This window comes from Sabulicella rubraurantiaca (assembly GCF_017355885.1).
GTDB lineage: Bacteria > Pseudomonadota > Alphaproteobacteria > Acetobacterales > Acetobacteraceae > Roseococcus > Roseococcus rubraurantiacus.
Genome location: NZ_JAFEUU010000016.1, coordinates 26,152 through 48,594 on the forward strand (window position 1 = coordinate 26,152; position 22,443 = coordinate 48,594).

General features: G+C 68.4%; 26 protein-coding genes and 1 tRNA gene. 11 read left to right on the forward strand and 16 right to left on the reverse strand.

Annotated features, from left to right (window positions below; translation table 11 throughout):
* Window positions 1–9 precede the first annotated feature (9 nt).
* Window positions 10–279 (reverse strand): 50S ribosomal protein L27, encoded by a 270-nt coding sequence (rpmA, locus tag JTJ31_RS20285; RefSeq protein ID WP_207540567.1) that lies wholly within the window; start codon window positions 277–279, stop codon window positions 10–12.
* Between the two features lie 17 nt (window positions 280–296).
* Entirely contained in the window at window positions 297–611 is a 315-nt protein-coding gene (gene rplU / locus JTJ31_RS20290) for a 50S ribosomal protein L21 (protein WP_207540568.1), read from the reverse strand.
* A gap of 206 nt (window positions 612–817) precedes the next feature.
* Here rplU and JTJ31_RS20295 point away from each other — a divergent pair.
* Window positions 818–907 (forward strand) — tRNA-Ser (locus JTJ31_RS20295).
* A 217-nt stretch (window positions 908–1,124) separates the two neighbouring features.
* On the opposite strand, the gene JTJ31_RS20300 is transcribed toward JTJ31_RS20295, so the two are convergent.
* Window positions 1,125–1,316 (reverse strand): hypothetical protein, encoded by a 192-nt coding sequence (locus JTJ31_RS20300; protein WP_207540569.1) that lies wholly within the window; start codon window positions 1,314–1,316, stop codon window positions 1,125–1,127.
* A gap of 134 nt (window positions 1,317–1,450) precedes the next feature.
* Between JTJ31_RS20300 and JTJ31_RS20305 the strand changes: the two genes are divergently transcribed.
* Window positions 1,451–2,563: an NHL repeat-containing protein gene (locus JTJ31_RS20305; RefSeq protein ID WP_207540570.1), complete on the forward strand. Its 1,113-nt coding sequence runs from the start codon at window positions 1,451–1,453 to the stop codon at window positions 2,561–2,563.
* Window positions 2,564–2,660: 97 nt separating this feature from the next.
* Here the strand turns inward: JTJ31_RS20305 and JTJ31_RS20310 are convergent, their stop codons facing one another.
* Window positions 2,661–3,173: a TIGR00645 family protein gene (locus JTJ31_RS20310; RefSeq protein ID WP_207540571.1), complete on the reverse strand. Its 513-nt coding sequence runs from the start codon at window positions 3,171–3,173 to the stop codon at window positions 2,661–2,663.
* A gap of 329 nt (window positions 3,174–3,502) precedes the next feature.
* Between JTJ31_RS20310 and JTJ31_RS20315 the strand changes: the two genes are divergently transcribed.
* Window positions 3,503–4,291: a 2-keto-4-pentenoate hydratase gene (locus tag JTJ31_RS20315; RefSeq protein WP_207540572.1), complete on the forward strand. Its 789-nt coding sequence runs from the start codon at window positions 3,503–3,505 to the stop codon at window positions 4,289–4,291.
* An 88-nt stretch (window positions 4,292–4,379) separates the two neighbouring features.
* On the opposite strand, the gene JTJ31_RS20320 is transcribed toward JTJ31_RS20315, so the two are convergent.
* From JTJ31_RS20320 to JTJ31_RS20340, 5 genes are all read right to left on the reverse strand, one after another.
* Window positions 4,380–5,507: an Ldh family oxidoreductase gene (locus tag JTJ31_RS20320; protein ID WP_328805787.1), complete on the reverse strand. Its 1,128-nt coding sequence runs from the start codon at window positions 5,505–5,507 to the stop codon at window positions 4,380–4,382.
* On the reverse strand, window positions 5,504–6,481 hold the full coding sequence (locus JTJ31_RS20325) for a tripartite tricarboxylate transporter substrate binding protein (protein ID WP_207540574.1): 978 nt from the start codon (window positions 6,479–6,481) through the stop codon (window positions 5,504–5,506). The genes JTJ31_RS20320 and JTJ31_RS20325 overlap by 4 nt, the downstream gene beginning before the upstream one ends.
* A gap of 72 nt (window positions 6,482–6,553) precedes the next feature.
* Complete coding sequence (locus JTJ31_RS20330) at window positions 6,554–7,573, reverse strand: hydroxyacid dehydrogenase (RefSeq protein ID WP_207540575.1); 1,020 nt, start codon at window positions 7,571–7,573, stop codon at window positions 6,554–6,556.
* Window positions 7,574–7,611: 38 nt separating this feature from the next.
* Window positions 7,612–8,289, reverse strand: a complete 678-nt coding sequence (locus JTJ31_RS20335) for an RraA family protein (RefSeq protein ID WP_207540576.1) — start codon at window positions 8,287–8,289, stop codon at window positions 7,612–7,614.
* 80 nt (window positions 8,290–8,369) lie between these two features.
* On the reverse strand, window positions 8,370–9,347 hold the full coding sequence (locus JTJ31_RS20340) for a Bug family tripartite tricarboxylate transporter substrate binding protein (RefSeq protein ID WP_207540577.1): 978 nt from the start codon (window positions 9,345–9,347) through the stop codon (window positions 8,370–8,372).
* A 130-nt stretch (window positions 9,348–9,477) separates the two neighbouring features.
* Here JTJ31_RS20340 and JTJ31_RS20345 point away from each other — a divergent pair, with 130 nt between their 5' ends.
* The 3 genes from JTJ31_RS20345 to JTJ31_RS20355 are packed head-to-tail and all read left to right on the forward strand — an operon-like array spanning window position 9,478 to window position 12,155.
* Window positions 9,478–10,482 (forward strand): Bug family tripartite tricarboxylate transporter substrate binding protein, encoded by a 1,005-nt coding sequence (locus tag JTJ31_RS20345; RefSeq protein ID WP_207540578.1) that lies wholly within the window; start codon window positions 9,478–9,480, stop codon window positions 10,480–10,482.
* Between the two features lie 5 nt (window positions 10,483–10,487).
* Window positions 10,488–11,396 (forward strand): SMP-30/gluconolactonase/LRE family protein, encoded by a 909-nt coding sequence (locus tag JTJ31_RS20350; protein ID WP_207540579.1) that lies wholly within the window; start codon window positions 10,488–10,490, stop codon window positions 11,394–11,396.
* Between the two features lie 24 nt (window positions 11,397–11,420).
* On the forward strand, window positions 11,421–12,155 hold the full coding sequence (locus JTJ31_RS20355) for an IclR family transcriptional regulator (protein ID WP_207540580.1): 735 nt from the start codon (window positions 11,421–11,423) through the stop codon (window positions 12,153–12,155).
* 12 nt (window positions 12,156–12,167) lie between these two features.
* Here JTJ31_RS20355 and JTJ31_RS20360 read toward each other — a convergent pair whose 3' ends face one another.
* Window positions 12,168–13,028: a DUF2189 domain-containing protein gene (locus JTJ31_RS20360; protein WP_207540581.1), complete on the reverse strand. Its 861-nt coding sequence runs from the start codon at window positions 13,026–13,028 to the stop codon at window positions 12,168–12,170.
* A complete protein-coding gene (locus tag JTJ31_RS20365; RefSeq protein ID WP_207540582.1) occupies window positions 13,025–13,237 on the reverse strand; it encodes a hypothetical protein in 213 nt (70 codons plus the stop codon). The genes JTJ31_RS20360 and JTJ31_RS20365 overlap by 4 nt, the downstream gene beginning before the upstream one ends.
* 127 nt (window positions 13,238–13,364) lie before the next feature.
* On the opposite strand from JTJ31_RS20365, the gene ccoN reads away from it, so the two are divergent.
* From ccoN to JTJ31_RS20385, 4 genes are read left to right on the forward strand one after another with little or no spacing between them, the layout of a single operon-like run.
* Window positions 13,365–14,825: a cytochrome-c oxidase, cbb3-type subunit I gene (gene ccoN / locus JTJ31_RS20370; protein WP_207540583.1), complete on the forward strand. Its 1,461-nt coding sequence runs from the start codon at window positions 13,365–13,367 to the stop codon at window positions 14,823–14,825.
* Window positions 14,826–14,832: 7 nt separating this feature from the next.
* Complete coding sequence (gene ccoO, locus JTJ31_RS20375; RefSeq protein ID WP_207540584.1) at window positions 14,833–15,585, forward strand: cytochrome-c oxidase, cbb3-type subunit II; 753 nt, start codon at window positions 14,833–14,835, stop codon at window positions 15,583–15,585.
* Between the two features lie 49 nt (window positions 15,586–15,634).
* Window positions 15,635–16,570: a cytochrome-c oxidase, cbb3-type subunit III gene (gene ccoP, locus JTJ31_RS20380; RefSeq protein ID WP_207540585.1), complete on the forward strand. Its 936-nt coding sequence runs from the start codon at window positions 15,635–15,637 to the stop codon at window positions 16,568–16,570.
* Window positions 16,563–17,018, forward strand: coding sequence for a FixH family protein (locus tag JTJ31_RS20385; RefSeq protein ID WP_207540586.1), 456 nt, complete (start codon window positions 16,563–16,565; stop codon window positions 17,016–17,018). The genes ccoP and JTJ31_RS20385 overlap by 8 nt, the downstream gene beginning before the upstream one ends.
* Here JTJ31_RS20385 and ccoS read toward each other — a convergent pair.
* Genes ccoS through JTJ31_RS20400 form a run of 3 tightly spaced genes read right to left on the reverse strand, consistent with a single transcriptional unit; the run spans window position 16,986 to window position 19,209 of the window.
* Window positions 16,986–17,249 carry a cbb3-type cytochrome oxidase assembly protein CcoS gene (gene ccoS, locus JTJ31_RS20390; protein WP_236020477.1) on the reverse strand — a complete coding sequence of 88 codons (264 nt, stop codon included), beginning with the start codon at window positions 17,247–17,249 and terminating at the stop codon, window positions 16,986–16,988. The two genes, JTJ31_RS20385 and ccoS, sit on opposite strands and share 33 nt — an antisense overlap.
* Window positions 17,250–17,280: 31 nt before the next feature.
* The gene (locus JTJ31_RS20395; RefSeq protein ID WP_207540587.1) at window positions 17,281–17,892 is read right to left on the reverse strand and encodes a polysaccharide biosynthesis/export family protein; all 612 of its coding nucleotides are present in this window, start codon (window positions 17,890–17,892) and stop codon (window positions 17,281–17,283) included.
* A gap of 42 nt (window positions 17,893–17,934) precedes the next feature.
* Window positions 17,935–19,209, reverse strand: coding sequence for an outer membrane beta-barrel protein (locus JTJ31_RS20400; RefSeq protein WP_207540588.1), 1,275 nt, complete (start codon window positions 19,207–19,209; stop codon window positions 17,935–17,937).
* 145 nt (window positions 19,210–19,354) lie between these two features.
* On the opposite strand from JTJ31_RS20400, the gene JTJ31_RS20405 reads away from it, so the two are divergent.
* Window positions 19,355–20,272, forward strand: a complete 918-nt coding sequence (locus JTJ31_RS20405; protein WP_328805786.1) for a glycosyltransferase family 2 protein — start codon at window positions 19,355–19,357, stop codon at window positions 20,270–20,272.
* Between the two features lie 9 nt (window positions 20,273–20,281).
* Here the strand turns inward: JTJ31_RS20405 and JTJ31_RS20410 are convergent, their stop codons facing one another.
* Complete coding sequence (locus JTJ31_RS20410; protein WP_207540590.1) at window positions 20,282–20,971, reverse strand: acyltransferase; 690 nt, start codon at window positions 20,969–20,971, stop codon at window positions 20,282–20,284.
* On the reverse strand, window positions 20,968–22,443 hold the full coding sequence (locus JTJ31_RS20415; protein WP_207540591.1) for an oligosaccharide flippase family protein: 1,476 nt from the start codon (window positions 22,441–22,443) through the stop codon (window positions 20,968–20,970). Before JTJ31_RS20415 ends, JTJ31_RS20410 begins: the two co-directional genes overlap by 4 nt.

The following is a 22,443-nucleotide window of genomic DNA, read 5'->3' on the forward strand; positions in this document are numbered from 1 at the left end:
GGGAGACGGTCACTCCGCCGCGGTCTTGAGCGGCTCGACGGAGACGTGAACGCGGCCTTCGGCCTTGCGCTCGAACTTCACGTGACCCTCGACCAGGGCGAAGATCGTGTGGTCGCGGCCGAGGCCGACATGGTGCCCAGGCTTCATCTTGGTGCCGCGCTGCTTCACCAGGATGTTGCCGGCCAGCACGTGCTCGCCGCCGAACTTCTTGACGCCGAGCCGCTGCCCGGGAGAGTCGCGGCCGTTGCGAGACGAGCCGCCTGCCTTCTTGTGTGCCATCTCTTGCTACTCCGTCCTCAGGCCGCGATCTCGGCGATCCGCAGCACGGTCTGGTGCTGACGGTGGCCCTGCTTGCGGCGGCTGTTCTTGCGGCGGCGCTTCTTCAGGATCAGCACCTTGTCGCCGCGGCTCTGCTCCAGCACGGTGGCGGTGACCTTGGCGCCCGGCACGATGGGGGCACCGATCTGCAGGCCGGCCTCACCGCCCAGCGCCAGCACCTCGTGGAAGGTGACGGTGCTGCCGGCCTCGGCCTCCAGCTTCTCGACGGTGAGCACCGCATTCGGCGTCACCCTGTACTGCTTCCCGCCGGTGCGGATCACTGCGAAGGTCATCACTCGTGCCCTTTGGGCTTGCCGCCACACGCGGCGCTGCCCGAGAAACCATGGATTTCGGCTGCCCGGGACAGGAACCCAAAAACAGCCGCGGGCGACACGCTGAGGCGCCGCCCGGGAGGGGGTGATTAGGGCCGGTGGGGGCTGGAAGTCAACCCGTCCCGTTGCCAGCCCGGGGCTTTGCCCCTATACCCCGCCCGCGGCAAGGACAGGTGGCGGAGTGGTCGATCGCGCCGGTCTCGAAAACCGGAGTACCTGCAAGGGTACCGTGGGTTCGAATCCCACCCTGTCCGCCAGATGACGGCCTCAACTCCTGGATTTTCCTCAGTTTAGCATATCCAAGGGCTGCTGTCCCAACGCGATATGCAGGCCTGAGGTCGGGAGGCAGACCCGTCACGTAGGCGCAGGCACGCGAGCGACCGACAGCAATGAGCATCCAACGCCCTCGTCTTGCAGCACCGGATTGCCCATCTCTCAGCCCATGCCCCGCAAGACACTCAATCCCTTCGCCCCCTATGCCTGGCTCGCCGAGGCGGGGTGGGTCTTCATGATGCACAGCGCCCAGCTTTGGGCCGACCCCAAGGCCAGCGCACGCTTGGCTGCCTTGGGCGCTGAAAAGCAGAAGGCCTTCGCCCAGGGCGCCATCAGGGCCAGCGCCGCCGCCTTGCGCGGGTCGAGCCCGGAGGTGATCGCGAAGGCCGCCATGGCTCCCGCCCGCCGCCGCGTGCGGGCGAATGCGAGGAAGCTTCAGAAGGGATAGCGCGGCGAGGCCCGTGCCACGGCTGCGCTTGACTTGGCACATCCCAGGGACCGACGCTGGCACGGGAGAAACCGCCGCCATGCACCGTCTCGCCAGTGCCCTGCGCGCTGCTGCCGTCACCCTGGCCCTCTCCTTGACAGCGGCGGCACAGCAGCCTTCGCAGCCGGTGCCGCAGTATCAAGTGGACCCCTTCTGGCCGAAGCCGCTGCCGAATCGCTGGGAAATCGGCCAAGCGGCCGGGGTCGCCACCGATGCGCGCGACCACGTCTGGGTGATCCACCGTCCGCGCAGCATGACCGAGGACGAGCGGGGCGCGACGCTGAACCCGCCGCGCTCGGATTGTTGCGTCCCGGCCCCCTCGGTCCTTGAGTTCGATCCGGACGGCAATCTGGTCCAGGCCTGGGGCGGGCCCGGCCATCACCCGAACTGGCCGGAGAACGAGCACGGCATCTTCGTGGACCACCAGGACAATGTCTGGATCGCCGGTAATGGCGCCAACGACCACGTCCTGCTGAAGTTCACCCGCGACGGACGCTTCCTGATGCAGATCGGCCGGCACCGCGAAACCGGCGGCAGCAACGATCCCGAGCGCTTGGGCCGGCCGGCGGACATGGACGTGGACCCCGCTACTGGCGAGATCTACGTCGCCGATGGCTACGGTAACCGCCGCATCATCGTCTTCGACGCGAACGGGGCCTATCGCCGTCATTGGGGCGCCTATGGCGATCGTCCGAACGACGACCAGCTTCCAGCCTACCAGCCGGGGCAGCCGCCGATGCGGGGCTTCCGGAACCCGGTGCATTGCGTCCGCCTGGCGCGTGACGGCCTGGTCTATGTCTGCGATCGCGCCAATGACCGCATCCAGGTCTTCCGCAGGGATGGAAGCTTCGTCAGGGAGTTCGTCCTCGCGCCGGAAACGCGCGGCAGCGGGTCGGTTTGGGATCTCGATTTCTTCCCCGACGCGCAGCAATCCGTGCTGCTGACGGCGGATGGCAGCAATAACCACGTCTGGCTGGTGGCCCGCGATGACGGGGCGGTGCTGGGGCTATTTGGTCGCCACGGCCGGAATGCCGGCCATTTCCACTGGGTCCACAACCTTGCCGTGGACAGCCGCGGCAACATCTTCACCACCGAGGTGGATACCGGCAAGCGTGCGCAGCGCTTCCGGCTGGTGACGCCACTGCCGCGCTAGGCGGTGTCGAGAGCCGTTCTCGGGTCTGGGATGGCCGCTAACGGTCAAGCACGAGGTGACCGAAGCGGTAGCCCTGCTGCCGCGCCCTCAGCGGCCCTCACCGCCCGCCATCGGACAGGCGGTCCATCCAAGCAAGCAGCACCCCAGTGATGCAGAAGCCGAGATGGACAAGGAGCTGGAGCAGCACTTCCTCGCGCGGCGTCTCGTGGATCGCAAGGAATGTCTTCAGCAGATGAATGCCGGAGATCGCAACGATGGAGGCGATCAGCTTCAGCTTGAGCGCGGAGAAATCCACATGGCCGAGCCATTGCGGCCTGTCCTCGTGTCCCTCGACCTCCAGACGCGAAACGAAGTTCTCGTATCCGGACATCACCACGATCACCAGCAAATTGGCCGCGAGCGTCAGGTCGATCAGCGTCAGGATCAGTATCACGAGATCGTCGATGCCCATCCCCGGCACCCTGCCGACCGCCGAAATGAGCTCCAGGAAAAACCGATAGGCGAGGAGCAGGAGCACCGCCATCAAGGCCAGATAGACAGGCGCCATGACCCAGCGCATGCCGAAAATCGCGGATTCCACGACCCGCTCGATACGCTTGCCCTTCGCCATCCTTTACTGCCCCCGATCCGCTTGGTTTCGAAACGGGCCAAGCATCATGGAGCCTTTGCCGTCAAGTCGCCCCCGATAGGGAAAGGCCACGTCTGAAGGATGCAGGAAGTTTTTCTCGGGGCGCGGGGAATGGGGAGGCAATGTCTCGTCGCCATTCGGTCAAGACCGATCGCGGGCCGAGGCTTGGGCTCGTGACGGCCGCATGATGAAGCGGTGATCAGCCGCCGTCGATGATCTCATAGAAGATTGGCAGTGGTCGAGAATCCAGGAACATTCTTCTCAACACGTGCAGCCACCCAAGCCGCCGCAGCGGGATCCGGAGACGCGAGATGGACAGAGGCTTACAGGAGCTCGCGCAGCATCTCTGGGAGGCCCGGCGCAACGGCCGCACGATTGACCGCACCCAGCACCGGTTGCCGGCCTCGAGGGAGGAAGCCTATGCCATCCAGCACGAGATCATCGCGCTAAGCGGGTCACGGCAGTGCGGCCACAAGATCGGCTCCACCAGCAAGGAAGCGCAGGCGATCCTGGGCACCAGCGAGCCGGGGGCTGGGGCCCTGCTGAGCTCATTCCTCTACGAAAGCCCCTTACGACTCTCCGTTGTCCAGGACCAATCTCCAGCGGTCGAAGCCGAGTTTGCCTTCCGGATCGGCGCTGACCTTCCGCCGCGGGGCGCCCCCTATACGCGGGAAGAGATCTCCGCAGCGATCGAAAGCGTGGCCGGCTCGATTGAAGTGGTAGGTTCGCGGTTTGCCGGCGGTCTTGCGCAGCAGGGCCGCTTTCTCACGACCGCCGATGGCAGTGCGAACATCGCCCTGGTGGTCGGCCGTTGGCATCCCTGGAAAGGTCAGGACTTGCGGCAGCACACCGTGACGATGACTGTGGATGGCGTTCCACGAGGAACCGGGACCGGTGAACGCGTCCTGGGCAATCCGCTCCACGCGCTTTCCTGGCTCGCGGGAATGCTGTCCGACACCGGACGGGGCCTGAAGGCCGACGACATCGTCGCGACCGGGACATGCACGGGCCTGGACCCGGTCAGCCCAGGCGTCACGGCCATCGCCGATTTCGGAAGTCTCGGAAGCGTCGAGATCGAGTTTGTGAGCCCGACAAGCTGAGGCCCTCGCTCTGGAGCCCCGCTTCCCCTCTCCCTTGCGGCTGAACAAGGAATCGGGCCGCGCCACAGGTAAGCGCGGCGCGGTGCCGTCATTCGCCTTGCAGCACGTAGGCAGCGCCAGACCGCGCGCAGATCTCCCGTACATGCCCATCGAGCGTCAGCGGGATCGGGACGCCATCACGCAGCCTCTCGGCGCGGGCGAGATCCTCCGGCTCGCCCGGGACAAGGACTGGGCGCTCCGGGTCGGCCGGCGGCGTGGCGTGCAGCACGTCGATCATCGCGTCCATGTCCTCCTCGAACGCGCCGGGCGGCCGGAAGGCGCGCGGGTCGATCGCCATGAAGAAGTGGCCGACATTGTCCGGCTCATCCGCTCGCGTCCGCCGGCCCTCCCGCAACGGAGAGAAGGAGCCGCCCGTCAGCGTGGCACCAAGGATCTGCGCCATCAGGCCCAAGCCATAGCCCTTGTGGCTTCCCATCTCCGCGGTGCCGCCCAACGGCGTCAGCCCACCCTCGGGCCGCCGGTAGAGATAGTCCATCGCCATGGCCGCATCGGTCACGGACCGGCCGGCCTCGTCCGCGACCCAGCCCTCGGGCAGCGTCTTGTCATTGAGGCCGTAGACCTTGACCTTGTTCGCGGCGACGGTGCTGGTTGCGATGTCCAGCACGAAGGGCCGGTTCCGCTTCGCGGGTGCGGCGAAGGCGATCGGATTGGTCCCAAGGACCGGGACCGCGCCACGCGTCGGCACCACCACCACGGTGCGCGCGGAACTGGTGATCATCGCCAGCAGCCCACGCTCAGTGGCAAGGCGCGCATAGTAGCCAGCCGCCCCGAAATGGTGGGAGTTGAACACCCCCACCGCCCCGATGCCTGCCGCCAGCGCCTTCTCCACCGCGAGGCGCATCCCCATGACGCCGACGGGATGACCCAGGCCAGCCCCGCCATCCACGAGCGCGGTGCAGGCATTCTCGCGCACCACCTGTGGCCGCGCCTGCAGCTGAAGCTGACCAGCGGTGCGCATCCGCTCGTAGAGCATCAGCATGGAGATGCCGTGTGAATCGACCCCTATCAGGTCGGTCTCGGTCATCACCTCCGCCGTCGTCTCCGCCAGATCCTCCAGCATGCCCCAGGCGAGGAGGATGGCGATGATCTGCGCGCGGATGCGATCAGCTTGGACACGCAGGATTCCAGGGCCCGTGTCCCCCATCGCGTCCGTCACTGCCAAGGCGTCCGTGCCCAGATCTGCTGGAAGCGCGCGAGCTGTGCAGGCAGGCGCGCTTCCCACTCCGCACCCCGCAGGAAGTCCATCGCCAGTTCGAGCTGCCGGGCCTTCTCGGCCCATTCGGGGGTGGCGATCACCTTGGCGATCGCATCCTCCATCCGCCGCGCGATCTCGTCGGGGACGCCGCGCGGCGCGCCGAGGCCGCGCTCGCTGCTCATCAGCACGTCGAAGCCTTCCTCGCGGAAGGTGGGCACGTCGGGCATCAGCTCCCATCGCCGCTCGCCCATGCCGGCCAGGGCACGCAGTGCCGGGTTCTCCTGCCCCAGCATGCCGATCTCGCCCAGGTTCAACCCGGCGACGTCGATCTGCTTGCCCAGCACGGCATTCCGCGAGGGTCCCGCGCCTGCAAAGGGAACATGGATGAACTCGGTGCCCGACGCAGCCTCGAACAGCGTCAGGCCGAGATGGTCGTCGGTGCCGATGCCCGAGGAGCCGACGCTGATCGTCCCGGGCCGGCGCTTCGCGGCATCGACGAGATCGCGCAGCGACCGGAAAGGCGAGTCCCGATGCACCACGAAGGCACTCGGGTCGTCCACGAGGCGGGCAATCAGGCGGATCTGCGCGCGGTCGTAGCGCACGCGGCGCTGCACGGCGAGGGAGATGTAGCCCGGCGTGTTGATGGTGCCGAAGGTGTAGCCGTCCGGCCGCGCGGCCTGCAGGGCGACATAGGCGGTCTCGCCACCCGCGCCGGGGCGGTTGTTCACGACGAAATTGGCGCCGGGCAATTCAGCCATCAGCGCCTGCGTGAGGGCGCGAACCATCACGTCGGTTCCGCCGCCCGGCGCGAAGCCGACGATCACCTCGATAGGCCGAGCCGCAGGCCAGGCCGCCTGCGCCAGGGCGGGAACCGCCAGGGACGCGATGCCGGCGGTGATTAGGCCGCGGCGGGCGATTGCGAACTGTGTTCTCATAGGTTCCTCCCTTCCTGAATTCGTTCCAGCCGCTTCGCGCACGGCAAATCCCGGCCGGCGCCCTGCCCTTCTTCAGGCGGCCGAGGCGTGGGATGCGCTGAGACCGCCAGGGACCACCACCGCGCCCGGCAGCGCGGGAAGGCGGCCGGCCAGCACCGCGACGATGCTCTCCGCCGCGCCCGTGGACATGCCAACGGCGCCGCGCGGGGTGTTGGCCGCCAGATGGGGCGTCGGCAGCACCCGGGGATGGGCGCGCAGCGGGCTGTCGGCGTCCAGGGGCTCCTTCTCGAACACGTCCACCCCGGCCCAGGCGATTTGGCCGGACTCCAGGGCAGCCAGCAGCGCGGCCTCGTCTACGATGCCGCCGCGGGCCGTGTGGACCAGGATGGCACCGCGCGGCAGCAGGGCAAGTTCCGCCGCGCCAATCATCCCGCGCGTCGTCGCGTCCAGCGGGCAGTGGAGCGACAGCACTTCGGAGCGGACCAGCAGGTCACGCAGGGTGGCGACGCGCTCTCCAGGCCCTGGCAGCGCGCCCTCGGGCAGCAACGGGTCATAGACCACGACCCGCATGCCGAAGGCGTCCGCGTAGCGCGCGACCTTGGAGCCGATCGCGCCGTAGCCGACGATGCCGAGCGAAACCCCCTCCACGTCGCGCGTCATGCGGGAGGTCTTCTCCCAAAGGCCTTCGCGCATGCCGGAGGCAACCGACGGCAGGTCCTTCAGCAGGGCGAGCATCAGCGCCATGGCGTGCTCAGCGACGGAGCGGGAATTGGCGCCCGCGGCCCGTGTGACGGTCAGGCCGCGCGCCTCGGCCGCCGGGAGGTCGATGCCATCCACCCCGGCGCCGTGACGCGCGATGACGCGCAGCGCGGGCGCCGCCGCATCCATGACCGTACCGTTGATCAGCCCCTGGCGGTGCAGCAGCGCGACAGGCCGGTGCTCGGCGATGGCGGCAAGCAGCTCCGCCTCCGATGGGTAGGCGGTGGTGCAGGGCACCGCGTAGCCAGCCTCCTCGAGGATGGCGACCGCTTCCGGTGCGAGCTTCGCGGCCGTGACGAGGACGGCGGGCTGGGTGGCAGGGGGCTGAGGCATGGGGGGATCTCTTTCGGGGGGTTCGGATCGGGACGTCTTCAGCCGAGGCCTTCGCAGCCCAGGCGCCGGAGCGTGGCATCCACCCAGGAGGGGTCGTGCTTGCCGGCCACGATATTGGCCATCTGCTTCTCCTCCGCTTCCTGCTTGGCGGTCGCGGCGGCATGGATCGCTTCCGCCTCGCCAAGTGGAACGCAGAGCAGCCCGTCATCGTCGCCGAGCACGAGGTCGCCCGGCTCGATCACCATGCCATCCAGGGCGATGGGAACGTTGATCTCGCCCGGACCGTCCTTGTAGGGGCCGCGATGGGTGACGCCGGCGGCGAAGACCGGGAAGCCCTGCGCCCGGATCGCCGCGCTGTCGCGGATGGCGCCGTTGATGACGATGCCGGCCAGGCCGCGCTTCACCATCTGCGCGAGCATGAGTTCGCCGATGATGGCGTTGCTCAGGTCGCCGCCCGCATCCACCACGATGACGTCGCCCGGCTCGGCGAGGCCGATGGCCTTGTGGACCATCAGATTGTCGCCGGGGCGCGTCTTCACCGTCAGGGCCGGGCCGGCCAGCACGCCGCCCGCATGCATGGGGCGCAGCCGCGCCCCGCCTGCCGTCATGCGCGACATCACGTCGCTGACATTGGCGACCGGGAGGCCGCTGAAGCGTGCGATCAGCTCGGGCTCGGCCTTGCGCGAGCGTGCCAGGATCCTGAAGCCAGTGGCCATGCCGAAACTCTCCCAGGGGTCGTGTGGGGGCTGATTATCCCCCCCATGCGCCAAAATGCAACGATGTTTTATTTTGTCGATCACTCTTTCCAGGGACGGCGGGACCAGAGGGCGCGGAGCGCCGCCTCCCCTCCCAGCGCCGCCTCGCGATAGGCCGCGCCGACCAGCGGCTTCAGCGGCAAGCCCGCGCGCGCCGCAGCCTCGGGCCAGGCCGGATCGGCGAAAATCGCCGTGAAGGCGGCCTCGATCGCCGCGCGGATCGGGTCCGAGAGCCGAGGAGGACCGAAGATTCCCCTTCCGGCGGCGAACACCACGTCCACGCCACCCTCGCGATAGGTCGGGATGTCCGGCGCGGTCGGGTCGCGCGCTTCGCTGGCCAACGCCAAGCCGCGGATGACGCGGTCGCGCAGCAGGGGCAGGGCCTCGCTGATGTTGAAGGCGCCGACCTCCAGCTGCCCGCCCAGGAGCGGGACGAGCAGTTGCGAGGTGCCATTGAACGGCACATGGCTGAGCCGGACATTGGCCGCCTCCTCCAGCAGCAGTGTGGCGATGTGGTCGTCCCCGCCGATGCCGGCCGTTCCGTAGGACAAATCGCCTGGGCGGGCCCGCGCCGCCGCGAGGAAGTCGGGCAGGCCCTGCAACGGGCTGTCGGCCCGGACGAAGAGGCCGCAGGGATCCTCGACCACCTGCGCAAGGAAGGTGAGTTCCGCGGGGCGCCAGCGGACCGGACGCTCGATGGGCTGGCTGAGGATGGTCGGCGTGGCGCAGGCGCCCAGGATGAAGCCGTCAGGCGCTGCATTCGCCACCGCCTCCGTGCCGAGCTGGCCGCCGGCCCCGGGGCGATTATTCACAACGATGCGTGCGCCGGGCAGCCGCTCGGCGAGAAAGGGCGCGACCGTGCGCGCCATCAGATCCATGCCGCCACCGGGTGCGAAGGGCACGACGATTTCGATCGGGCGACCTGCTGGCCAAGCGCGAGACTGCGCAAGGGCCGGGCTCGTCAGGGCCACCGCCCCGCCGAGAAGGGCCGTGCGCCGGCTGAAACGGGATGCTGGCATTCTGGAGGTTTCCTTCCCTGACTCCGGCTTCGCTTGACAGGCGCAGCCGGTTTTCGCGTATAACGAAATAAAGTTTCGAAAATCAAGGCCGCACGAAATGACGCGGCACGCCAGGCAAGGGAACCCCGTCATGCTCTCTCGTCGCCAGATCCTCCGCTCCGCCCTTCCCGCGCTGCCGCTCATGCTGGGCGGGGCGCCCCGTGCCGGCCTTGCGCAGGGCGATGCATGGCCCACGCGCCCGGTCCGGATCGTCGTCGCCTGGGCACCCGGTGGGGCCGTAGACACGATCGCGCGGCGCCTTGCCCCCAAGCTCTCGGAAGCTCTCGGCCAGCCGGTGGTGGTGGAAAACAAGTCGGGCGCGACGGGCACCATCGGCGCTGCGGATGTGGCCCGCGCCGCGCCGGACGGGCACACGCTGCTGGCGATGGACAACACCTACGCCATGCTTCCCTACCTGTTCCAGCGCCTGCCCTTCGATCACGCAACAGCCTTCCGCCCCGTGACGGTCAGCGCCTTCTCGCCGGTCATGCTGGCCGTCCACCGCGACGCACCGTGGCGAGACCTCGCCTCGCTGATGGAGGCGGCGAAGCGCGAGCCGGAGAAGATTACCTTCGGCACGGGCGGCATCGGCAGCGCGCCGCATTTCTCCACCGCCGCCTTCGCACAGGCGGCCGGAGTCAGGCTTTTTCACGTGCCCTTCCGCGGCGCCGGCGATGCGGTGACGGCCGTGCTGGCGCGGCAGGTGGACATGGTGATGGTCTCGCTGGGCTCGGCGCTGGGTCACGTGCAGGGCGGGATGCTTCGCGTCCTCGCGATCAGCGGCACGCGGCGCACTTCTGCCCTGCCGGACGTCCCGACCTTCCGGGAAGCCGGGATGGCGAATTTCGGCCCCAATGGAGAGGGCGTGGTGAACTGGTCCGGCCTTGCCGCACCAGCCCGCACGCCGGAGGCCATCGTGACGCGCCTCCAGGGCGAGGTCGCGAAGGCATTGCAGGCGCAGGAAGTCCGGGACTTCCTCGCCTCGATCGCCTCCGAGCCCGGCGGCATGCCGCCCGCCGCCTTCGCCGCCCTCCTTGCCGAGGAGACCGCCCGCTGGAGCGACGTCGCCCGCACCAGCGGCATCGAAAAGCAGTAAGGCCGATGCCCTTCTTCGCCCCGCCTCCGCGCATCGGCACCGAGGTCTTCACGCGCCTGCCGGACCGGTTCCGCCGCCCCCGCGCCACGGAATGGGCGCGCTGGAATCGCGGCGGCCGCGACGTGGACAGCTTCCTCGAAGGACCCTGCTTCGACGCGGCAGGCCGCCTCTATGTCACCGACATCCCCTATGGGCGCATCTTCCGCATCGGGCCGGATGGCGACTGGGACCAGGTGGCTGAGTATGATGGCTGGCCAAACGGGCTGAAGGTCGCCGCCGACGGCACGCTGCTCGTCACCGACTACAAGCGCGGGCTGATCCGCGTGGATCCGGGGACGGGCGCCATCTCACCCATTCTGGAGACTGCGCGTAGCGAAGGCTTCAAGGGGCTGAACGACCTCGCCCTCGGCGCCGATGGCAGCATCTTCTTCACCGACCAGGGCCAGACCGGGCTGCACGACCCCACGGGGCGCGTGTACCGGCTGCGCCCCGATGGCAGGCTGGACCTGCTGATCGGCACGGTGCCCAGCCCGAACGGCATCGTCGTCGCGCCGGACCTGTCGCATTGCCTCGTCGCCGTGACGCGCGCGAACCAGATCTGGCGCCTGCCGCTGCACGGCGACGGCGCGGTCACCAAGGCGGGCGTCTTCCTGCATCTGCATGGCGGGCCGAGCGGCCCCGACGGGCTGGCCTGGGACCCGGACGGGAACCTGCTCGTCGCGCATACGGGCATCGGTACCATCTGGCGCATCAATGCGCGGGCGGAGCCGATCCTCGCGATCACCTCCTGCGCCGGCGCCTCGACCACCAATCTCTGCCTCGGCGGACGCGACGGGCGCGACCTGTTCATCACCGACAGCGAGACAGGCAGCATCCTGCGCGCCCGGGTGGAGCCGCCGGGGGAGAGAGCCTAGCTTGGACCGAGGCTGGAGGTAGGGATGGCGGAGAAGGCAAAGCGGCGCCCGGCGCTGGAAGGAGTCGCCGCGGCGGACCGGGCGCTGACCGTGCTCTCGGCCTTCCGGAAGGGCGACCGCTCCGTGTCCCTTGCGGAACTCGCGGCCCGGACCGGGCTGGTGAAGAGCACGATCATGCGCCTCGCCATCTCGTTGGAGGACCACGGCTATCTGGCGCGCGAGGAGGATGGCTCCTACCGGCTGGATGCGGAGGTGCTGCGACTCGGCACGATCTACACCCAGTCCTTCCGGATGGAGGCGCATGTCGTCCCGGTGCTGGAGGAACTCGTCGCCCGCACCGGAGAGACGGCGGCTTTCTACGTCCGGCGCGGCGAGCAGCGCCTCTGCCTGTTCCGCGTGGACAGCCCCCACCTCCTGCGCATGCATGTCCGGGTGGGTGACGCACTGCCGCTCGACAGTTCCGCCATCGCGCAGGTGCTGCGCGCCTTCACGCCGCGGCCCCTGCCCGCCTATGCCGCGGCGCTCGAACTGCCGATCGTGACCATGGGCGCGACCGACCCGCATACCGGGGCGATGGCCATGCCTGTCTTCGGGCCGAATGGCGCCCTCGCCGGGGCGCTCGTCCTGTCTGCGCCGGTCATTCGCTGGACGCCGGAGGCGCAGGCTGCCGCAAGGTCGCTGTTGAGCGAGGCGGCCGTCACGCTGACCCGCCGCCTCGGCGGCGAGATGCCGGAGTGGCCCCGCAACGCCGCGGAGTGACGAGGCCCCGCCTCAGGGCGGGAGCTGACCGGACCCGGCGGGCTCATCCACGGTCCCGACAAGTTCCGCATAGGCATGCCACGTCGCATGGCCGATCACGGGCACGACCAGCATCAGCCCGAACAGCCCCGCGCCGATCCCGATCAGTGTCAGGATCGCGATGACGAAAGCCCACAGCGCCATGGTGAGCGGGTTGGTGAGGCAGGCGCGCAGGCTCGTCATCGCGGCGGTCATCGCATCCACCTGCCGATCCACCAGCATCGGCAGGCTGACGGCGCTGAGCGCGAAGACGAGGGCAGAGAGCACGGCGCCCACCCCGAAGGAGGTGATGACGAAGCTGTAATCCGCCAGGGCCGTGGCGAGGAAGGTGTCGATCGGCGGCAGGTCGAGGCCGAAGAACAGGAACCAGATCATCGTCGCCACGCGCATCCAGCCATAGAAGAACAGCATGAGCAGCGCGCTCATCAGGCCGATGCCCCAGCGATTGCGGGAGAAGCCGGCGAAGAGCGCCCCACCGCCCGGCGCCTTGCTCCGCATCTGGCGCCGGCTGGCCTCGTAGAGGGGCACGGCCAGGATCGGCGCCGCCAGCATGAAGCCGGTGATGAGCGGCAGGATCAGCACCGCGCTCTGAGCATTCCACATCGCCGCGACGATGGCCCAGCCGACCAGCGCGCAGAACAGGCCCACGCCGAGCCCGGTTGCGGGTTTCCGCTGAAAGTCGCGCCACCCCGCGCCCATCCATCGCGCCACCGCTTCGGGCGGAGCGCGCCGCACTGGGATGCCGGCCGCCACCAGCTCGCCACTGGCGCTGACGGGATCGACCGCCGCGCCGACGGGCGGGTCCTCGAAACGGCCGGGAACCGGGGCGTTCATGGCAGCGACCGATGCAGCAGCCGATAGCCAAGGAACACCCCGAACCCCGCGAAGAGCATGCCACTCGCCGCCATGTAGTCATCCCCCGCGCGGGCCGACAGCAAGAGCCCGCCGATCACCAGCAGGGCGACGAGAAGCGCCCAGCCGCCGGTGGCCAGCCCGTAGCCATCGGTGCCCGATGAACCGCGCTGCTCGGAATTCTCTTCCATCGGGAAATCCTTCCACATCAAGCGCGCGGTTGGAAAGCGTAAAACTTGCGGTTGCATGCGAACGCGGGTTGCACGGCGCGGCCACCATGCTGTTTCATCATATGCCTGTTCTGCGGAGGAACCGCGAATGAGCGAGGCTATGACGGGCGTAGCCGGGCGCGCAGCGGTGGATGAGGTTCCCGACTACGACGATCACGTCGTCCGCCTCTTCATCGTCGCCTCCGTCTTCTGGGCCCTCGTCGGCATGGGGATGGGCGTGCTCATCGCCGCGCAAATGGTTTGGCCGCAGCTGAACGTCGAACCCTGGTTCACCTTCGGCCGACTGCGCCCCGTTCACACGAGTGGCGTGGTCTTTGCCTTCGGCGGCAACGCCGTGATCGGCACCAGCCTCTACTGCGTCCAGCGGACCTGCCGGGCCCGGCTCCCCGGCCGCTTCGCGGCGGAGTTCGTTTTCTGGGGCTATCAGCTCTTCATCGTGCTCGCCGCGCTCGGCTACGTCATGGGCGTGACGCAAAGCCGCGAATATGCGGAGCCGGAATGGCTCACTGACCTCTGGCTCGCGATCGTCTGGCTGACCTATCTCGGCCTGTTCGTCGGGACGCTGCTGAAGCGGCGCGAGGCCCATATCTACGTGGCGAACTGGTACTACCTCGCCTTCATCGTCGCGGTGACCGTGCTCCACGTGGTCAACAACCTTGCCGTGCCCGTGGCATGGAACGAGTCGGACAGCGTCTCCCTGTTCAGCGGCGTGCAGGATGCAATGACGCAGTGGTGGTACGGCCACAACGCGGTGGGCTTCTTCCTGACCGCAGGCTTCCTCGGCGTCATGTACTACTACCTGCCCAAGCAGGCCGATGCGCCGATCTGGTCCTACCGGCTCTCCATCATCTCCTTCTGGTCGCTGGTCTTCATGTACATGTGGGCCGGCCCGCACCACCTGCATTACACCAGCCTGCCCGACTGGGTTCAGACGCTGGGCATGACCTTCACGATCATGCTCTGGATGCCCTCCTGGGCATCGGCGCTGAACGGCTTCATGACCGCCTCCGGCCGCTGGGACAGGCTGCGCACCGATCCGGTGCTGCGCTTCATGATCGTGGCGGTGGTGTTCTACGCGGTGGCCACCTTCGAAGGTCCCTTCATGGGCGTGCGCACGGTGAACGGCCTGTCGCACTACACCGAATGGACCATCAGCCACGTCCACTCCGGCGCCCTCGGCTGGAACGGCTTCATCGTCTTCGGCGCCATCTACTACCTCGTCCCGCGCATCTGGGGCCGCGAGGGCATGCACTCCCGCGCCGCCCTGGAATGGCATTTCTGGCTCGGGCTGACCGGCATCATGCTCTACGTCACCGCCATGTGGGGCGCGGGCGTCATGCAGGGGCTAATGTGGCGCGCCTACACTTCGCTCGGCTTCCTCCAATACTCCTTCCTCGACACGGTCATCGCCGCGAAGCCCTACTACGCCATGCGCCTGATGGGGGGCGTGCTCTACCTCTCGGGCGCGGGCGTCATGGCGTGGAACGTGTGGCACACCATTCAGGAGCCGCGCCCGGTGCAGGCGCCAGCCCCGGTGCCAGCGGAGTAGCGCGGCCATGGCAACCGACGAGAAATCCCCCCGCTTCGCCCGGCTGCACGGCCGCTTCGAACGCCGCGCGGTGCGCTTCGCCCTCGCCATCCTGGTCGTGCTCTCGGTGGGCGGTATTGTCGAGGTGGCGCCCCTCTTCGCCCTCGAGAACACGGTGGAGAAGGTGGAGGGGATGCGGCCCTACACGCCGCTCGAACTCGCCGGCCGCGCCGTCTACATCCGCGAGGGCTGCTATGTCTACCACAGCCAGCAGATCCGCCCCTTCCGCGACGAGGTGGAGCGCTATGGCCCCTACTCCCTCGCCGCCGAGAGCATGTATGACCACCCCTTCCAATGGGGCTCGAAGCGCACGGGACCGGACCTCGCCCGGGTCGGGAACAAGTACTCCGATGACTGGCACGTGCGGCACCTGCTCAACCCGCGCGATGTCGTGCCCGCTTCCATCATGCCCTCCTATGCCTTCCTCGCGACGACGCCGCTGCGGGTGGAGCGCATCGACCGCCTGATGCGCACGCACCAGCGCGTCGGCGTCCCCTACACCGAGGAGCAGCTTGCGAATGCGCGTGCCGATCTGGTCGCCCAGGCCGGCTCTGCCGACGACGCGACCGAGATGCTCGGGCGCTACCCCAAGGCACAGGCGCGCAACTTCGATGGGCAGCCCGGCCTGACGGAGATGGACGCGCTGGTCGCCTATCTGCAGATGCTTGGCACGCTGGTGGAGTTCGACTGGCGCAGGCCGCGCCCGGACATGGTCCGTTGATGGCGCTGGCCATGCCCGGCCCCGTCCGGTCCGGCCTGGAGGTCCGCGCATGAACACGCCCCCGGACCGCGAGGAACGCATCGGCGACTGGGTGCCGCCCAGGCCGCAAGTGGCGCCCGGAGCGCCGGATCCGGAGCGGGATCCGAACTCCCCTTTGCGCCACACCCTGCCAACCTTCGATGGCATCCGCGAGCTGGACAGCAGCCCGCCCAAGGTCTGGACCTACATCTATCTCCTCACCTTCTTCGCCTCGATTTGGATCTGGGTCGCCTATCCGGCCTGGCCGTGGTTCGGCGGCGCCACGCCGGGAATCCTGGGCTGGAACTCGCGCGGCGACTTGCCGCGCGCCGCCGAGATCGCCGAGGCCAATGCGCCCAGCGTCGCCCGCCGCTTCGCCGCAGCAAGATGGGAGGAGATCGAGGCAAGCCCCGAGCTCCGCGCCTATGGCGCCGCAGCGGGGCGCGGTCTGTTCGGCGAGAATTGCGCGCCGTGCCACGGCAAGGACGGGCGCGGCACCCGTGGCTTCCCCAACCTCGCCGATGGCGACTGGCTGTGGGGCGGCGAGGTGGATGCCATCGAGCAGACGCTGCGCGTCGGCATACGCTGGCATGGCTCCGACGAAACCCGCACCAGCCAGATGCCGGGCTTCGGCGCGCAGGGCATGATGGACCGTCGGCAGGTGCTCGACATGGTCGAGTGGCTGCGTGGCTCCGGCGGGCTCGAGCACGATGCGGCGGCCGCGCAGCGCTCCGGCCCCGTCTTCGCGGAGAACTGCGCCTCCTGCCACGGCGAGGATGGAAAGGGGAACCAGGAACTAGGCGCGCCGAACCTGACCGATCAGGTTTGGCTTTACGGCAGCGACCGGAACTCCCTGTTCCAGACGCTCTGGAGCGGGCGCAATGGCGTCATGCCGGCCTTCGGTGGCCGGCTTTCGGACGACATGATCCGCAAGCTGGTCCTGCACGTCCGGGGCCTCGGTGAATAGGCGTGCCGCCCCGCGCTGGATCCCGCTGCTGGCGCTGCTGCCGCTGCTGGCCCTGATGGCGGCCGATGCGGTCATGGCGGTGCTGGCCGCCCGCACCGACCCCGGGATGGTGGCCGATGCGCCCCGGCGCGTGGGCATGGCACGACTCAGCCCCACGGCGGAACTCCGGCTGGATGCGTCCGTGTCGCAGGCGGGCCGGGATGGCTACGACCTGGTCCTGCGGCTGCGGGATGCGGCGGGCGCCCAGGTGCCCGCTTCCCTTGCCGAGGCTCGGCTCGAGCGCACGACTCACGCCGCCTCCGATAGCTCCATCCAGGCCATCCCGCGCGCCGATGGAAGCTGGTCGGCCCGGGTCACGCTGCCGGATGCCGGCAACTGGCAGGTGACGGCGGTGGCGCGGGACGAGGAAGGGCGCTCAGCCCTCGTGGTGGTCCGGCTCGCGCCGTGAGGGGCGATGCGGCTTGTCATCCTGCAGGATGCGCCACGCGGCTCCCTCAAGGTCCTCGAACTGGCCTGAGCGCGTGCACCACAGGAAAAGCGCCAGCCCGCCTCCGGCCATTGCGAGCGTGATCGGCAGAAGCCACATCAGAGCGTACATCGCAGGTTCCAACCGCCCTTCGTCGCGGCAGGATTGTGCGCCTTCCCAGCGCGCGGGCCAAGAAATGAAGGCGGCCTGCAAGGCGGCATCCCGGAGGCACCGGGATGGACCCTCAGAACCAGCGCTCGAAGACGTTGATGACATCCCCAGGGCGCACCAGCGCCTGGGGTCCGGCGCGATACTCGCGGGCTACACCGTCTTCGCCGATACGAGTGATGCTGACGTGGTCACGGACGGCTCGGTAGTTGAAGCCGCCGAACACGGCGATCGCTGAAAGCACCGTCATTCCCGGCTGGTACGGGGCCTGCCCACCGCGCTCCACCATCCCCAGCACGTAGACGGGCCGGTATTCCGTGACCTCCACGGCAACGGAGGGCTGCTGAAAGAGGCCCTTCTCTTTCAGGATACCCTCGATCGCGCGCTCTACCTCGCCAGTGGTGAGGCCATTCGCCGAGACGGAACCCGCCAGCGGCAAGGCGATCGCCCCGGCGTCGGAGACCCGGAAATCCCCAGTCAACTGAGGATCGTCGAACACCGTGACGCGCACGCGGTCACCGGGGCCGAGGCGATACGGTTCCGCGGAGGCCGGCGGAAGCGGAGGAAGCTTAGCACCGGGCGTCGAGCAGCCGGCGACGCCGGTGGCCAGGACCGCCAGCACCGGTGCCTGGCGCAAGAGGAATTGGCGCCGGTCCGGGACCGGAAGGCATCTTGGCTTGCCGCTCATGTCCGCAGTTTAAGGGTCGGTCACCCTCCGGTCGAGGGACGATCAGAGCGAAAGCCGAAGGCGCAGCGAGAGCAGATTCCGGCCATATTCGCGGAAGCCGCTCGGCGCCTCGAAGCGGCGCGTGTGCTCATAGTTGAAGAGCAGCGTGGCACGTCGGTTCAGCAACATGGTGACGCCGAGCGTGGCGACGCCATCCAGCACGCGCTCTCGCGGCCTTTCGTACTCCCTCATCTCCGCTCCGAGCGTCGCGGTGGCGATGATGTTGCGTCGCACTTCATAGTCCAGCGTCGTGCGCAACGCGGTGCGGGTATAGGCGACACTGCCGGGCCGGATGGATTCCTCGATGGTCCGCTGCGTCAACAGACCGAGCGTGGCCACTTGCGAGGGCATCCACGTCACCTGCGCGTCGAAGGCCGGGCCGGAAAGGGCGCGCAGATTGGGATCCTCGTACTCGCGGCGGCGATAGCCAAGACTGAAGCGAACGCCCCAGACGCCGTTGAAGTCGTAGCGCAGCCCCGCCAGCGCTTCCCAGGTCAAAGAATCGCGGCCGCGCTGCCCCGGCTGCAGGTAGGAGATGCGGGTCAGCCGAGTCACGGCATCGAGGCCGCGCCCCGGCTGGAAGAGATAGGCAGCTCCCGCCTCTGCCGTCAGGTGGTCGCGATCGCTGCCGACCGCGGCGCCCGTGCGCTCGTAGCGGAAGGTGCGATGTTCGAGGCCGCCGACGAAGTTCAGCCGGTTCAGCGCGCCAATGCCCCGCAGCTGAAACACGTCGGAGTCGAACTGGACCGGACGCCTCACCCCCGCGCGCTGGACGTCGAAATTGCCCAGGTCATAGTGATTGCGCTGGCGGCTGTAGAGCATCCCGAGGGAGGAGGCCCGGCCGATATCCAACCGCCCCCCAAGATCGAAGGCGAAGTCGTTCCAGCTCAGGCTGGGATCTGAAAGGTAGCGGCGCGTCTCCTGCGTCAGCGCGGCCGTGACGGAATGCCGGGTCCAACCACTCGCCAGCCTGAGCGAGAGCGCCTCCTCCAGTGTCGCCTGGCCGCGGCTGCGGCGCTGGTTGGGCGCGGGGTTGTCGTCGAGTCCAGGCCCCGCCTCGAGCGAGCCATCGAGCCGGAATGCGCCGAGCCGCACGCCGACCGGGTCGTATTCCGGCCGCGGCCGCGTTTGGACAGTCACGCCTTGGGCGGTGGATGCCGAATCCGATGGGCGGCCCTGCCCGTGCAGCTCGGCAGGCGTTGCCAGCAGCACCAGCGCGAGTGCCGCGCCGACGGACCAGCGAAGGGCCGGCGCGCCCGCAGGTTGGAAAGCGACCAATGCTTGCCTTTCAGCCTCCCCGGCACTTCATATACGGCGTCGCGCCCTGGCCAGCGAGGCCGTTCGGGCGGCCCCGACGTCTTACCGGCCAGCAGCAACGCGAGGTGCAGTCATCGCTTCTCCCGACCAACATCTCCCACCCGTCGTGAGCGTCGTGATGCCCGTTTTCAACCGTGCAGGCATCGTGGCGCCCGCGATTCGTTCCGTCCTGTCCCAGACGCTCAAGGAGACCGAACTTCTCATCGTGGACGACGCCTCATCGGACGATCTCGGCGGTGCGTTGGCTCCTTTTCGCTACGACCCGCGTCTCCACCTGCTCCGGCACGAGCGGAATCGTGGGGTGTCGGCGGCGCGGAATACGGGGATGGATGCGGCGCGTGGCCGCTTCGTCGCCTTTCTCGATTCCGATGACCTTTGGCATCCTGCGAAGCTGGAACGGCAAGTTGCCGCCATCGCGGGCGCGGATGAAGCGAAAATCTTCTGCGTGACACAGACCGAGGTCATCATGCCCGGCGGCTGGACGCGGGTGCGTCCCGAGCATGGACCACATCCCGGGCAGAGCTTCGCCGAGTATCTCTACGTTGACGGCGGCTTCGCGCAGACCAGTTCCTTTCTCCTGACCCGCTCCCTCGTCGATGCCGTCCGCTTCCGCGAAGGGCTGCGCCAGTACGAGGACCACCTCTTCTTCATCGAGTGCGGTGCGGCGGGGGCGGAATACCGGCTCGTGCGCGAGCCGCTTGTCACCTGGCATAACGATGAGCGGCCGGACCGGCTGAGCGCCGAGGTCAGCGAGCGCCGCGCGCGGCAATTCCTGGATGCGGCGGGCGACACCATGTCCGAGCGCGCCCGCATCGCCTTCGAGGCGAACGAGCTTGGCCCTTGGCTCTGGCGCGAGCGCAAGCGCGACGCGCTGGCCCTGCTGCTGCGGGCCGTGACGACGCGAGCCATCTCCCTGCCCGGCGCCATCAAGCTGGCCGCGCGCTCCACCCTGCCTGAGGGGCTCTACCAGGGGGTCCGCTCCCGCCTCACGCGCAGTCGTGCCGCCGCACCCGAAGAGCCCTGACGAGACCCGTCACACTTGGGAGGATTCGGTCCAACGACCGGCAAAGAGCCGCTTGGAGGTGATGTCCTCCTCGATGTCGCGCAACTCCTTGGCGGGCACGCCGCCCAGCAGCCGATAGGGCGTCGAGAAGCTGCGCGTCACCACGCTTCCAAGCGAGACGATGGTGTTATCCGCCACCGCCGAGCCAGGGGCGAAGCGGCAGGCGGAACCGATGAAGCAATCGGCGCCGATATGGACGGTAGAGCGTGGCGTGCTGGCGCCGTGCGTCCAGAACTGGCTGCCGCGGCCGGCGATCCAGCACCGGTCGCCGATCAGGATCTCACCATTCGCATCAAAGAAATGGCCGGGTGAGATGCGGCAGCCATCGCCCACCACCATGCGCTGCTGATACCGCGCGCCGTGATCGGAGGGCGCGGAAGTCCCTGTCCATCGGCCGCAACGGATCTGGTTCGATGAACCGATGGAGGAACGCGCGCCCACCGTGAGCGAGAGAGGGCCGGAGAAGAGATTGAAGCGCTCCAGATGCGCGCCGGGGCCGAGGACCAGCCGCGCCACGTTGATGAAGCTCAGCCCATCCACGCGCGCCGTGGGGTGGATCTCGTAGCCTAGAGCCAGCCGGTAGGCGGCGCGCCGCAACCCGTTCGTCGGGAGAAAAGCGATGAGCAGTGCTGCGAGGCGTCGAAGCCTGCGAGATGTCACGTCGTGCCCCCCTTGTCGCGTTTACGAGAAGAAAGCCGATTCCTAACGCTCCAAGTTAGTTCGGAGACGATCTCGGCTCGCAGCAGGAGTGCGATGGTCAAGAAGACCGCCCCGCCCAGCGTCGTCTTGAGTGCCAGGGCCAGGACCGGTGCATCGGGCCAGATGGGCAGGGCCAGGACAGCGCCCATCACCGCAGTTGCGGCGGCGATCTTGGCGAGGCCACGCCAGGGATACGGCAGGCGGAAGGCGGAACGTCCCATGGACCAGGCCAGGAACACCGCAATGAGGAAGGCGGCCAGGTTGGCGTAGGCCGCGCCCAGCAAGCCGAAGGACGGGATCAACAGGATGTTGAGGCTGATGTTGAAGGTGGCCGTTGTGCCCGTCACCAGCAGCAACGGCAGGGGCCGCCGTGCCAAGTGGAAGGCATGGTCCAGGTAACTCGACCGGATGCAGGCCAGAAAGGTGGCCACCGCCACCAGCGGGATCAGGATTTTGGTGACCTCGCGGAACTCCGACCCCACGAGGATGGAAAGCTCGGAAGCTGTGAGGCAGAGCCCCACCGTCGCCGGCAGGCCAAAGCTCGCGAGGGTGAGGAGGTTTTGCGCAAGCTGGCGTCGCGCGGCCTCCTCGCCTTCGCTCTCCAGGGCTTGGACCGCCGCAGGCAGGGACGCCGAGCCGATCGAGTACATCAGCGCCTTGAGCGTACGGTCGGCGAGGTCGTAGCCCACGGCGTAGAGACCGACCGCCTGCGCATTGATCAGCCAGCCCAAGATCAGCCGGTCGGCGTAGAAGATGACGTTGTCGAGGACGAAGCTGGGGGCGAGGGGCAGGCCGAAGCGGGCGATGCGCTTTATGTCCGCTGCCTCCGTCTCCCACAGCCGGACCTCGCGCCACAGGCTGAAGGTCAGCCAGAGCGCAGGTCCGAGCATGGCAAGCGCGGTGGCGACCAGCACGCTCGCCGCGCCGCCGCCCAGCGCCGCGGCAAGGATCGCGAGGACGGTGACTGCGAGCGAGCGGACGAGCGTGACGAGGACATAGCGCCCAGCCTCACTCCGGCTGATGAGGAAATGCAGGTTGATCTCAAGCCAGCCCTGCACGACGAAAAGCGCCGCCGCCGCCCCCCACAATGAGGCTTCGCCCCAGGGGGAAAAGGCGGCGACATAGAGGGCGCCAAACGACAGGACGAGCGCCACGCAGACCAGATAGAGAATGAGTATAGCAGCCTGGAAGGGCTTGGCCGCATCCGCCTCCATGGGCCGGAGCCGCACGATCGAGACGTAGAGCCAGTTATACGCCGCCATCGAGAAGAGCGAGATCATCGACAGTGCGATGGCATAGGTTCCGTACTCCTCCGGGGAAAGGAAGCGCGTAAGCACCCCGATGGAGATAAAGGTCACCGCTGCGGGAACGATGCGCCCGACGAGGTAAAGCAACGCGCGGCCGGCAACGGCGGGCGAGGAGGGTTCCGACAT

What these genes read in the sequence shown, in the direction of transcription:
- JTJ31_RS20300 (WP_207540569.1), bottom strand. Translation starts at nt 1,316, where the DNA reads ATGGCGGCCTTCGCGATCACCTCCGGGCTCGACCCGCGCAAGGCGGCG.
- JTJ31_RS20330 (WP_207540575.1), bottom strand. Translation starts at nt 7,573, where the DNA reads ATGCCTCAGCCCCCTGCCACCCAGCCCGCCGTCCTCGTCACGGCCGCG.
- JTJ31_RS20310 (WP_207540571.1), bottom strand. Translation starts at nt 3,173, where the DNA reads ATGGCGAAGGGCAAGCGTATCGAGCGGGTCGTGGAATCCGCGATTTTC.
- ccoN (WP_207540583.1), top strand. Translation starts at nt 13,365, where the DNA reads ATGAGCGAGGCTATGACGGGCGTAGCCGGGCGCGCAGCGGTGGATGAG.
- JTJ31_RS20340 (WP_207540577.1), bottom strand. Translation starts at nt 9,347, where the DNA reads ATGCCAGCATCCCGTTTCAGCCGGCGCACGGCCCTTCTCGGCGGGGCG.
- JTJ31_RS20345 (WP_207540578.1), top strand. Translation starts at nt 9,478, where the DNA reads ATGCTCTCTCGTCGCCAGATCCTCCGCTCCGCCCTTCCCGCGCTGCCG.
- rplU (WP_207540568.1), bottom strand. Translation starts at nt 611, where the DNA reads ATGACCTTCGCAGTGATCCGCACCGGCGGGAAGCAGTACAGGGTGACG.
- JTJ31_RS20365 (WP_207540582.1), bottom strand. Translation starts at nt 13,237, where the DNA reads ATGGAAGAGAATTCCGAGCAGCGCGGTTCATCGGGCACCGATGGCTAC.
- JTJ31_RS20315 (WP_207540572.1), top strand. Translation starts at nt 3,503, where the DNA reads ATGGACAGAGGCTTACAGGAGCTCGCGCAGCATCTCTGGGAGGCCCGG.
- JTJ31_RS20415 (WP_207540591.1), bottom strand. Translation starts at nt 22,443, where the DNA reads ATGTCGGAACCCTCCTCGCCCGCCGTTGCCGGCCGCGCGTTGCTTTAC.
- JTJ31_RS20350 (WP_207540579.1), top strand. Translation starts at nt 10,488, where the DNA reads ATGCCCTTCTTCGCCCCGCCTCCGCGCATCGGCACCGAGGTCTTCACG.
- JTJ31_RS20305 (WP_207540570.1), top strand. Translation starts at nt 1,451, where the DNA reads ATGCACCGTCTCGCCAGTGCCCTGCGCGCTGCTGCCGTCACCCTGGCC.
- ccoP (WP_207540585.1), top strand. Translation starts at nt 15,635, where the DNA reads ATGAACACGCCCCCGGACCGCGAGGAACGCATCGGCGACTGGGTGCCG.
- ccoO (WP_207540584.1), top strand. Translation starts at nt 14,833, where the DNA reads ATGGCAACCGACGAGAAATCCCCCCGCTTCGCCCGGCTGCACGGCCGC.
- JTJ31_RS20395 (WP_207540587.1), bottom strand. Translation starts at nt 17,892, where the DNA reads ATGAGCGGCAAGCCAAGATGCCTTCCGGTCCCGGACCGGCGCCAATTC.
- rpmA (WP_207540567.1), bottom strand. Translation starts at nt 279, where the DNA reads ATGGCACACAAGAAGGCAGGCGGCTCGTCTCGCAACGGCCGCGACTCT.
- JTJ31_RS20360 (WP_207540581.1), bottom strand. Translation starts at nt 13,028, where the DNA reads ATGAACGCCCCGGTTCCCGGCCGTTTCGAGGACCCGCCCGTCGGCGCG.
- JTJ31_RS20355 (WP_207540580.1), top strand. Translation starts at nt 11,421, where the DNA reads ATGGCGGAGAAGGCAAAGCGGCGCCCGGCGCTGGAAGGAGTCGCCGCG.
- JTJ31_RS20325 (WP_207540574.1), bottom strand. Translation starts at nt 6,481, where the DNA reads ATGAGAACACAGTTCGCAATCGCCCGCCGCGGCCTAATCACCGCCGGC.
- JTJ31_RS20335 (WP_207540576.1), bottom strand. Translation starts at nt 8,289, where the DNA reads ATGGCCACTGGCTTCAGGATCCTGGCACGCTCGCGCAAGGCCGAGCCC.